9 protein-coding genes are annotated in these 10,474 nt (G+C 66.7%); 7 read left to right on the forward strand and 2 right to left on the reverse strand.

The window, feature by feature from the left end; all coding sequences use genetic code 11:
* Positions 1-266: 266 nt before the first annotated feature.
* The 6 genes from hisS to AC3WJI_RS16640 all read left to right on the forward strand — a co-directional run bounded on the left by hisS (position 267) and on the right by AC3WJI_RS16640 (position 7,774).
* Positions 267-1,520: a histidine--tRNA ligase gene (gene hisS, locus AC3WJI_RS16615; protein WP_492758395.1), complete on the forward strand. Its 1,254-nt coding sequence runs from the start codon at positions 267-269 to the stop codon at positions 1,518-1,520.
* Positions 1,517-2,590: a peptide chain release factor 1 gene (prfA, locus tag AC3WJI_RS16620; RefSeq protein ID WP_492758396.1), complete on the forward strand. Its 1,074-nt coding sequence runs from the start codon at positions 1,517-1,519 to the stop codon at positions 2,588-2,590. Before hisS ends, prfA begins: the two co-directional genes overlap by 4 nt.
* Positions 2,591-2,659: 69 nt before the next feature.
* On the forward strand, positions 2,660-3,511 hold the full coding sequence (gene prmC / locus AC3WJI_RS16625) for a peptide chain release factor N(5)-glutamine methyltransferase (RefSeq protein WP_492758397.1): 852 nt from the start codon (positions 2,660-2,662) through the stop codon (positions 3,509-3,511).
* Positions 3,512-3,765: 254 nt separating this feature from the next.
* Positions 3,766-4,614: a DUF4167 domain-containing protein gene (locus tag AC3WJI_RS16630; protein ID WP_492758398.1), complete on the forward strand. Its 849-nt coding sequence runs from the start codon at positions 3,766-3,768 to the stop codon at positions 4,612-4,614.
* Between the two features lie 203 nt (positions 4,615-4,817).
* Entirely contained in the window at positions 4,818-6,191 is a 1,374-nt protein-coding gene (locus AC3WJI_RS16635; RefSeq protein ID WP_492758399.1) for a DUF4139 domain-containing protein, read from the forward strand.
* A complete protein-coding gene (locus AC3WJI_RS16640; RefSeq protein WP_492758400.1) occupies positions 6,191-7,774 on the forward strand; it encodes a DUF4139 domain-containing protein in 1,584 nt (527 codons plus the stop codon). Before AC3WJI_RS16635 ends, AC3WJI_RS16640 begins: the two co-directional genes overlap by 1 nt.
* 2 nt (positions 7,775-7,776) lie before the next feature.
* Here AC3WJI_RS16640 and AC3WJI_RS16645 read toward each other — a convergent pair whose 3' ends face one another.
* Positions 7,777-8,073 carry a hypothetical protein gene (locus AC3WJI_RS16645; RefSeq protein WP_492758401.1) on the reverse strand — a complete coding sequence of 99 codons (297 nt, stop codon included), beginning with the start codon at positions 8,071-8,073 and terminating at the stop codon, positions 7,777-7,779.
* Between the two features lie 65 nt (positions 8,074-8,138).
* On the opposite strand from AC3WJI_RS16645, the gene AC3WJI_RS16650 reads away from it, so the two are divergent.
* On the forward strand, positions 8,139-8,567 hold the full coding sequence (locus AC3WJI_RS16650; protein ID WP_492758402.1) for a CBS domain-containing protein: 429 nt from the start codon (positions 8,139-8,141) through the stop codon (positions 8,565-8,567).
* On the opposite strand, the gene AC3WJI_RS16655 is transcribed toward AC3WJI_RS16650, so the two are convergent.
* Positions 8,564-10,042: a lipopolysaccharide biosynthesis protein gene (locus AC3WJI_RS16655; protein ID WP_492758403.1), complete on the reverse strand. Its 1,479-nt coding sequence runs from the start codon at positions 10,040-10,042 to the stop codon at positions 8,564-8,566. The two genes, AC3WJI_RS16650 and AC3WJI_RS16655, sit on opposite strands and share 4 nt — an antisense overlap.
* Between the last annotated feature and the right edge of the window lie 432 nt (positions 10,043-10,474).

The following is a 10,474-nucleotide window of genomic DNA, read 5'->3' on the forward strand; positions in this document are numbered from 1 at the left end:
GCCGGATACACGAAAGGCCGCTCCCCTTTCGGGAAGCGACCTTTCCATTGTCAGCCACTGCGGCGAGCGACTTATATTCAATGCCTCAGCAGGCGGCTCCGACGAAGCCAACCGAAAGCTGAGTGCGCGCCGCAGACGGCGTTTGACAATGAGACATTCGATCACCTCCTTCCATGTTGTTGAACTCGCTTCGGAATATGGGCGTGCGGCGGCGCATTTAAAGGGAGTGGCGCAAATTTTGCGAACGCCTTAGAAACCCGCGCGAAATGGCACGTATCGAAACCCCCAAGCGCATCCGGGGCACCCAGGACATTTTCGGCGACGAGCAGCGGCGCTTCGCGCACGTGCTCGACACGTTCGAGCGCGTCCGGCGGCTCTATTGCTTCCAGCGCGTCGACATCCCCGTGTTCGAGGCGACCGGCGTCTTCGCCCGCTCGATGGGCGAGACCAGCGACGTCGTCTCGAAGGAAATGTACACCTTCGAGGACCGCGGCGGCGACTCGATCACGCTGCGCCCCGAATTCACCGCCGGGATCGCTCGCGCGTACATCACCGAGGGCTGGCAGCAATACGCGCCGCTCAAGCTGGTCACGGCCGGCCCGGTGTTCCGCTACGAGCGTCCCCAGAAGGGCCGCTTCCGCCAGTTCCACCAGATCGATAGCGAGATCATCGGCGCGGCCGAGCCCTCGGCGGATGTCGAACTGCTCGTGCTCGCCGATCAGTTGCTCCACGAGCTCGGCATCGCCGAGGGCGTGACGCTCCAGCTCAACACCCTGGGCGACGCCGAGACCCGCGACGCGTGGCGCACCGCTCTGGTCGCGCATTTCGAGGCGCACCGCGACGCGCTGTCCGAGGACAGTCAGGTCCGCCTCGACAAGAATCCGATGCGCATCCTCGATTCGAAGGACCCGCGCGACCGCCCGATCGCCGACAGCGCGCCCGATATCGACGCCTATCTGACCGGGGAGGCATCGGCCTTCTTCAAGGCGGTCACCGACGGCCTCGACGCGGCCGGGGTGAAGTGGACCCGCAACGCGCGATTGGTGCGCGGGCTCGATTATTACCGCCACACCGCCTTCGAATTCGTCACCGACCGCCTCGGCGCGCAGGGCACCGTCCTCGCCGGCGGCCGCTATGACGGGCTGATCGGTTCGCTCGGCGGGCCGGAGACAGCGGGCGTGGGCTGGGCGGCGGGCGTCGAGCGGCTGGCGATGTTGATCGAGGAGCCGGGCAAGGAAGCGGTCGATATCGTTGTGGTCGCCGAAGCCGATGAATTCGGCCTGCCGGCGTTGGCGCTGGTGTCGAAGCTGCGCCGCGCCGGCTTTGCGGCGGAAGCGGTGGTCACTGGCAGCCCGCGAAAGCGCTACGACAAGGCGCTCAAGAGCGATCCCACCTATGCGATCTCCCTCTCGCGGAGGGACGGGAAGGTGCATGTGAGCGAGCGAGCGTTGCGCACGGCGGCTCCACATCCTGATCAGTTCAGCATGATTATCGCCTCCGTGACTGAAAAATTGTCATGATCTCCATCCCCGCCGACCGTATCGCCGCGATCGAGGCGCGCCGCGACGAGTTGCAGGCGCTGATGGCGACCGGCGACTTGTCGGGCGACAAGTTCGTCCAGACCTCGAAGGAATATGCCGAGCTCGAGCCGGTCGCGCTCGCCGCGGGCGAGGTGCGGCGGCTGCGTGCCGAGGCGGGCAGCCTCCAGCACATGACGCAGGACGCCGACGAGGAACTGCGCGCGATGGCGATCGAGGAACTGCGCGCCAATGACGAAGCGCTTGCCGCGGCGGACCGCAAGCTCGCGCTGGCCCTGCTCCCCAAGGATGCCGCCGACGAGCGCCCGGCGATGCTCGAAATCCGCGCCGGCGTCGGCGGCGACGAGGCGGCTTTGTTCGCCGGCGACCTGCTCCGCATGTATCAGCGCTATGCCGACCGCATGGGCTGGCGAATCGAATTGATCTCGGCCTCCGAATCGGAATTCGGCGGCTACAAGGAAGTCGTGCTCAGCGTCACCGGCGTCGGCGTGTTCGCGAAGCTGAAGTTCGAAAGCGGCGTCCACCGCGTCCAGCGCGTTCCCGCGACCGAGGCGGGCGGGCGGATCCACACCTCTGCGGCGACGGTCGCGGTGCTGCCCGAGGCCGAGGAAGCCGACATCCGCATCGACGAGAAGGACCTCCGCATCGACATCTACCGCGCGTCCGGGCCGGGCGGGCAGGGGGTCAACACCACCGATTCGGCGGTGCGCATCACCCATTTGCCGACCGGCACGATCGTCATCCAGCAGGACGAGCGCTCGCAGCTCAAGAACAAGGCCAAGGCGATGAAGGTGCTGCGCACCCGCCTGTACGAGGCCGAGCGCGACCGGCTCAACAGTGCGCGGGCGGGCGCGCGCCAGTCGATGGTCGGCTCGGGCGACCGCTCGGAGCGCATCCGCACCTATAGCTATCCGCAGGGCCGGGTGACCGACCATCGCATCAACCTGACGCTGCACCGCCTGCCCGAAATCCTCGAAGGCGAGCTCGACGAGCTGATTGCCGCACTGACCGCGCAGGACGAGGCCGACCGCCTGGCGCAATTGGATGGGTGATCTTCTTCCTGGTCCCCTCCCGCCTGCGGGAGGGGTTAGGGGAGGGGAACGCCGCGAGCGAGGTGCTTCATGACAGCCCCTCCCCCGACCCCTCCCGCAAGCGGAAGGGGAGTTCGCGCAGCCCTTGTGGATGCCACCCAGCGCCTCGCCGCGGTCACCGACACCCCCCGTCTCGACGCCGAACTCCTCATGGCGCACGCACTCGGCGTCGCGCGCAACGACCTGCTCCTCCGCCACCTCGACGAGTCCGTGCCCCCGACCTTCGAGCCGCTCCTTCAACGCCGCCTCGCGCACGAGCCGGTCGCCTATATCACCGGCACCCGCGCCTTCTGGACGATCGAGCTCGCGGTCGGCCCCGGCGCGCTGATCCCGCGCCCCGACAGCGAGACGCTGATCGAAGCGGCGATCGACCATTTCGACGAGCGCGCACCGACGCGCATCCTCGACCTGGGCACCGGCCCCGGCACGCTGCTGCTCGCCGCGCTCGACCAATGGCCGCAGGCGAGCGGCCTCGGCGTCGACGCGTCCGAGCAGGCGCTCGCTTATGCCCGCGCCAATGCCGAGCGCCTCGGCATGGCGCACCGCGCCGGATTCCGCCTAGGCGATTGGACCCAGGGTCTCGAAGGCCAATACGACCTGATCCTTGCCAACCCGCCTTATATCGGCACCCACGAGCCGCTTCCCGCCGAGGTCCGCGATCACGAGCCTGCCTCGGCCCTGTTCGCCGGCGTCGACGGCCTCGACGACTATCGCCGGATCATCCCCGCGCTGCCCGATTTGCTCGCGCCGGGCGGCGCAGCATTGCTCGAAATCGGCTGGACCCAGGCCAAGCCGGTCTCGGCCCTGGCGCTCGAAAGCGGGCTGCTGCCGGCGGTCCATAACGATCTCGGCGGGCGTCCCCGCGTGATACTACTTACTTGAAACCGGCGCACCGCGACCCCATAAATGTGCTTGGAGATTGGTGCTCCACGGGCTAAGACAGCGCCGGGGCGAGGCACTTTCAACCACGTTGTTGAAGCAGAGGGCTAAGGCTCACTCCATGTCATGTGTGCCGCTGCAGTCCGGCGGCCATGGCGAGCGGAAACGCCGGTTTTCGGCGCTGTCCGCAATTGCAACGCGCATCCGGGACCCCGAATGGATCGACGGACGGCTTAAGTAGACAGGACATACAGACCTTGATGAACAATCGTCAGGCTAATAACGGCCGCCGTCGCGGTCGTGGTGGTCAACAGCGCCAGGGCGGCAGCCCCAACCAGGGCAATGGCAACCGCATCGACAATCGTGCGCGCGGCAACGCGGCGCAGCTGCTCGAGAAGTACAAGAACTTGGCGCGTGACGCGCAGATGCAGGGCGATCGGGTCAACGCCGAATATTATCTGCAGTTCGCCGATCACTATTTCCGGGTGCTGAGCGAGACTCGCTCGCGCTTCGAAGAGGCCAATCCCAACCAGCCCCAGCAGCGCCGCCCGAGCAACGACATCGACGGCGACGACGAGGATTTCGATTTCGAGGCTGAGGGCAATCGCGGCGACGATCAGCCGCAGCAGCGCGAAGACCGGCAGCAGCGCGAACCGCGCTACGAGCGCCAGGACCGCGAAGCCCGCAACGACCGCGAGCCGCGTCAAGACCGTGAGCCTCGCCAGGACCGCGAAGCGCGTCCGGACCGTGAACCGCGCCAGGATCGCGAGCCCCGCGAAGCCCGCCGCGATCGCCGCCCCAACGGCAATGCCGCGAACGGCTATGCCAATGGCCATCAGGCCGAGGCGTCCGAAGCGCCCGCGGCCGAGCTGTTCCCGGAGCAGCGCGAGACCGAAGAGCGTCCCACCCGTGCCGCCCGCGGCCGTGGCCGTCCGCGTCGCGAGGAAAGCGCGCAGGCCGATGCCGCGCAGGGTATCGACGCCGCGATCCTTCCGCCCGCCTTTGGCGTCGAAGCGACCGCCGCCAACGATGCCGAGGAAGCGCCCAAGAAGCCGCGCCGCCGCCGCACCAAGAGCGACGATGTGGAAGTGCCGCCGGCCGCCTAACTTCCAGCCGTTCGCCCTGAGCCTGTCGAAGGGCGGCCATCCGCAGGCATATTGCTCGTGGCATGTGCCCTTCGACAAGCTCAGGGCGAACGGTGATCTTGCGATCGAAGAGCGGGAAGCTCTAGCCCTTCGCCCTCAACCTGCTAGCATCCTCCCCTGAGAAGCCTTGGGGGGAGGATGCTTTGCGTTTGACGGCTCTTATCGTGGCAGCTTTTCCGCTTGCCGCGCATGCGCAGACCCCGCCGGCTTCGGTGCCCGGCCCCGACCAGACCGCGCAGGGCGACGTCTCGGTCACCATCTACCAGAACGGCCAGTCCTTGGTGCAGGACGTGCGCCAGCTCGACCTCGCCGCCGGCCGCACGCGCCAGGAATTCCCCGACGTATCGGCGCAGATCCGCTCGGAGACGGTAACCCTGTCCGGTCCCGGCCTCGGCATCGTCGAGCAGAATTTCGACTACGATCTGCTCTCGCCCGACAAGCTGATGGAAAAGGCGGTCGGGTCGGTCGTCACGATCGTGCGCACCAATCCCGCGACGGGGGCCGAGACACGCGAGCAGGCGCGGGTGCTCGCGGCGAATGGTGGGATCGTCCTCCAGATCGGCAACCGCATCGAAGTGCTCCGCGACGACGGGCTGCCGGTGCGGGTGATCTTCGACAAGGTACCTGAGAATCTGCGCGCGCGCCCCACCTTGTCGGTGACGCTCCAGGCGGCGCAGGCGGGGCGCGTCCCCGCGACGCTCACCTATCTGACGCCCGGGCTGGGCTGGACCAGCGACTATGTCATGCTGTTCGACGAGACCAAAAGCGCGATCGACATGCAGGGCTGGGTGACGCTCACCAACAGCACGGGCACCAATTATCGCAACGCCGACGTCCTGCTGGTTGCTGGCGATCCCAATCGAAACAATGCCCGCTTTGGCCAGCTTGGCGATTCGACCATCGAAACCGCCGGCACCGAGAGCAGTCCGCGCGAGAAGCTCGGCGACTATTACCTCTATCCGCTCGGCGAGCGCACCACGATCGCCAATGCCCAGCAGAAGCAGGTCAGCTTTCTCGACGTGAAGGACGCACCCGCGCGCAAGACCTATGAATGGGTCAACAAGTGGCTGGAGACCAATGCCGAGCCCGGCAGCGCCTCGACCGTGCTCAAATTCTCGACCTCGAAGAATGGCGGGCTCGGCGACCAGCTGCCGGCCGGGACGATCCGCGTCTATATGCGCGATGCCCGCGGCGATCCGCAGTTCGTCGGCGAGAGCCGCGTCGATGCCGCGCCGATGGGCTCGGCCATGTCGATTCGCACCGGCGATGCATTCGACGTCAAGGGAACCTCGACGGTGGTCGAGCGCAAACGGTTGTCGTCGACGCGCTGGCGGACGGCAATGCGCTATGATTTCACCAACGCCCGGTCTGCGCCGGTGATCGTCGATCTCGAGCAGAACGGGTTGTGGGGCGACGTTCGGGTGATCGAGCAGAGCATCGTCGGTGCGCGGGTCTCCGCCGATCGGATGGAGTGGAAGGTGCCGGTGCCCGCCAACGGCAAGACGTCGGTCACCGTGGTGTTCGACACGCGCTACTGATGCGCGGCGCCGCTCTCGCATTCTGCCTGCTGCTCACCGCCGCGCCCGCGACGGGGCAGACCTTGGTCGAATCCGACCGGATCGATTCGGTCTCGGTGACGCTCTACCGCGATCCGGGCCGTGGGCAGATTGTCGCACCGATCCCGCCGGGCGGCTGGCCGCGCGGCTATGCCCTGGTCACCGAGACGCGGACGATCCGGGTGCCCGCCGGCAAATCGGTGATTCGCTTCGTCGGCGTCTCCGAAGGGATGATGCCCGAAACCGCGATCGTTACCGGCCTGCCGCGCCAGGTCGGCGAGAAGAATCGCGACGCGCGGCTGCTGTCGCCGGCGGCACTGATCGACGCCTATCTCAAGCGCCGCGTGACGATCCGCCGCACCAATCGCGCGACCGGCAAGGTCCGTGAAGGCGAGGCGATCATTCAGTCGGGCCCCGGCGGCGGCGTGCTGCTCACCACCGCCGACGGAGTCGAGGCGCTCGGCTGCTCGGGGCTGCCCGAAAGGCTGACCTATCCCGGCGTGCCTGCGGATCTCTCGGCGAAACCGACCTTGTCGGTGACCACCGACAGCGCCGCCGCGGCAACGGTGACGGTGCAGATCTCGTACCTCGCCCAGGGGTTCGACTGGTCGGCCAATTACGTCGCGCAGGTCGCCGACGACGGTGCGACGCTCGACCTGTTTGCCTGGCTCACCGTCGCCAATGGCGGCAGCCAGGGCTTTGCCGATGCGCGCACCAGCGCGGTCGCGGGCGCGCCGCACAAGGAAGCCGCGGCGGCCTTGCCCAAGGGGTCGCCGCTCGAGCTTCATCTGCAATGCTGGCCGATGGACATCACCAGCACCCATCCGCGCTGGGCCATCGAGCCGCCGGCCCCACCGCCGCCGCCTGCACCGGCGCCGGAGGCGATGGCTAGTATGGCAGAGGACATTGTGGTCAGCGGAACACGGCGCGGAATGGTGGTGCAGATGGCGTCGCCCGTCCCCGTGATGGTGGCGCAGCAGGAGGATCTCGGCGACCTCAAGCTCTATCGTATCCCCGAACCCGTTACCGTCGCGGCGCAAAGCCGCAAGCAGGTCGCGATGATCGACCGCAAGCAGGTCCGCTTTGCGCGCATATATAAAGGGACCTTCCACCAGTTCGAGTACGATCGCAATAACGCGGCGTTGGACAGCATCGCCGCCGCGCGGATTCTACGGACCGAGAATGTCGACCGCCAGGGCCTGGGCTTGCCGCTCCCCGCCGGCCGGGTCGCGATCTTCGAGCGCGCGCGGGGCGAATCGCTGCTCGTCGGCGAAAGCAACCTGACTGACCGCGCGGTCGGCGAGGAAGTCGAATTCGAGACGGGCAATAGCAGCGATCTGCGCTACCAGATCGTCGCGCGCCCACCCTCGGACCGGCGCCAGCCCTTCACGGTCGACGTCGCCAACGCCCGCGCCACGCCCGAGGTCTTCGAGCTGGCGATTCCGTACAAGCTGGCATCGGCGGACGGCGAAATGGTCGAGCGCAAGGGCGTCAAGACATGGCGGGTAACGGTACCGGCACAGGGCACCGCCAGCCTCGCCTTCGCGCTCAAGCTCGAGCGCTGAGTTCAGTCCAGGTCGATCTCGTCCTTGAGCCGGTCCTCGACTCGCGCGTCATGACCGCTGCCCGAGCTCAGGAACATCAGCCCCATCAGCGCCGCGGCGAGCATCATCGTCAGGAACACGCCGAGAAACGTGGCGCTGGCAGTGACGAAATTGAGCTCGCCCAGCCATAGCCGGAGCACCAGCTCGGCGACTCCCGCGGTGAGCAAGGCGACCAGCGCCATCGCCTTGAGGATCCGCCGATAGCGCCCCCAGGCGAATGCGGCATAGTCCGGATCGTCGAGATCGTGGCGCGTGCCCATGGCTTTGCAATTGGGCGCGAATCATGGGAGAAACAACCGCCTCAACCCGAAAGCGGAGACATGCGATGACCATCGCGGCAATCCTGGGGGGAAAAGGCCATGACGTGGTGTCGATCGCGGGGGATCGCACCGTGGCCGAAGCGGTGGCGCTGCTTGCTGGCCGCCGAATCGGCGCCGTCCCGGTGATGGACGGCGACACTGTGGCGGGCATCTTTTCCGAGCGCGACGTGATCTACAGCCTCGAGCGCGAGGGCGCCGCGGCGCTCGACCGCAAAGTGCGCGAGGTGATGACCGCACCCGCGCTCACCGTCGCGCCCGATGAATCGGTGCTCGGCGCATTGGCGCTGATGACCCGGCGCCGCGTCCGCCATCTGCCGGTGATCGACAATGGTCGCTGCATTGGCTTCATCTCGATCGGCGACCTGGTCAAATACCGCATCGAGCGGATCGAGTCCGAAGCCGAGGCGATGCGCGCCTATATCCAGGCGGTCTAGCCGCGGCGTTTGCGGGCGAGGGCGATCACTTCGTCGAGCGTTTCGCGTGCGAACAGGGCTAGCCAGCCGCCATAGATCGCAACGCCCGCGCTCACGCGCAGCGCCAGTTGCGCAAGCGCCGGAAGCGGCGGCAGCATCCGTGCCAGCAGCGAGACCGTTGCCGCCATCGCCGCCGCCGCGAATATCGGCGGCGCGATCCCGCCGAGCAGCGCGCGTAGCCGCACGCCGATCACCGGCAGCGTCCGCCAGGTCGCAATCGCCAGATAGAGCGGATAAGCGGCGAGCCACGCCGCAACCAGCCCCATGACTCCCCAATGCACCCCGACCAGGAATGCCGCGGGGAGCAGGAGCGCGCCGGTCGCGCCGTTGCGCGCGCCGATCCCGGGCCGACCGCAGGCATCGCTCGCCGGCGCATAGAGCGTCTGCAAGGTCATCATCGGCATGGCGAGCGCGAGCCACTGCACCACCGGTGCCGCTTCGAGCCATTTCGGCCCGAGCACCACCTCGACCAGCGGCCGCGCAATGACCGACAGCCCGAGATAGAAGGGCATCGCGACGACGAAGATCACGCGCGCCGACTTGACGAACGCCGCGCCGACCGCAGCACGATCGTGCTTCAGCCGGGCATAGGCCGAGAAGGCGACCTCGTTGAGCGGCGGCACGAACTTCGCGACGAAGATCTGGGTGAGGAACAGACTGGTCGTATAGATGCCCAGCACATGCGGATCGAACAGCCGCCCGGCGATGAAGATGTCGGCCTGGCTCTGCAGGAACCAGAAGATCTGCCCCGCCGCCATCACGCCGCCATAGCGCGCGATGTCGCCGGCGCCGCGAAAGTCGAAGCTCGGCCACATCCACGCCTGCGCCGCCCAGGTCATCCCCATGGCGCGCACCGCGAACAAGGCGATCGGCGCCGCGACCAAGGTCCATATTCCGAGTCCCGAAGTTGCCCCGATCAAGGCAGTCGCCGCCCCGGCGATCCCCGACACGAACTCCACCTGCGCCTGTCGGCGGAAATCCATCCGCCGTGCGAGCAATGCGGAGGGGAGGGCAATGAACGGCGTCGCAAGATAGAGCATCGCCTGGACACGCAGCAGCTCGGCAACCATCGGCTGGCGGTAATAAGCCGCGGCAAGCGGTGCGCAGGCGAACTGGATCGCGGCGAGGCCGAGATTGAGCAGGATCAGCATCCCGAACAATTGGCGCTGCGCGTGCCGGCCGGCATCGCCGCGCTGGACCAGTGCGCTCGCCAGTCCATAGCCGTTGAGCATGTTGAGCAGGACCAGCACGACCTGCGTCATCGCGAACAGCCCGTAATCCGCAGGGCTGAGCAGCCGAATCACGACGAAGGTCGCGCCCCAGGTCAGCAATTGCCCGAGAATCTGCATGCCCGAACGCCAGATCACGGCGCTGCGCACCTGATCCTTGAGCGATTCGAGCCCCTGATTCGGGGGCAGGGCGGTTGAGTCGGTCACCGAAGCGTCATGCAACGCCACCCGTTGAGATGGCGTAAAGCACGGTTTTCCGCGGGTTTCGGGACTGTGTGTCGGTAAAAAGACAGAAAATTTCAAATGGCTGTTGACCGAATCAAAAGCCGGGCATAGAAGCCACTCCACCGACGCGGTGCTCTTCACGAGTTGCTTCGCCGGTCACCAAAAACCAGGCGCCGCAAACGCCCCACGAAAGAGGGGTGGGATACGGCGTCGGTTTTTGTCGCTCTTTGACATAGTGATTTGATGAAGGGACATGTGGGCGGCGGCTCCGGTTTCTGGCTCCTCAAGGGTCGGGTGAATCGGTTAATGCTAAGCTGCTCTTACATGTCTTTCACGTTTCCATACGTAATAGATTTTGTGCAGAGCGGCTCCTTGAGATGCTGGCTGGGCTTCAGGGCATTCCACCTTGGTTCA

The organism is Sphingomonas sp. FW306-1B-B10E, assembly GCF_058782005.1.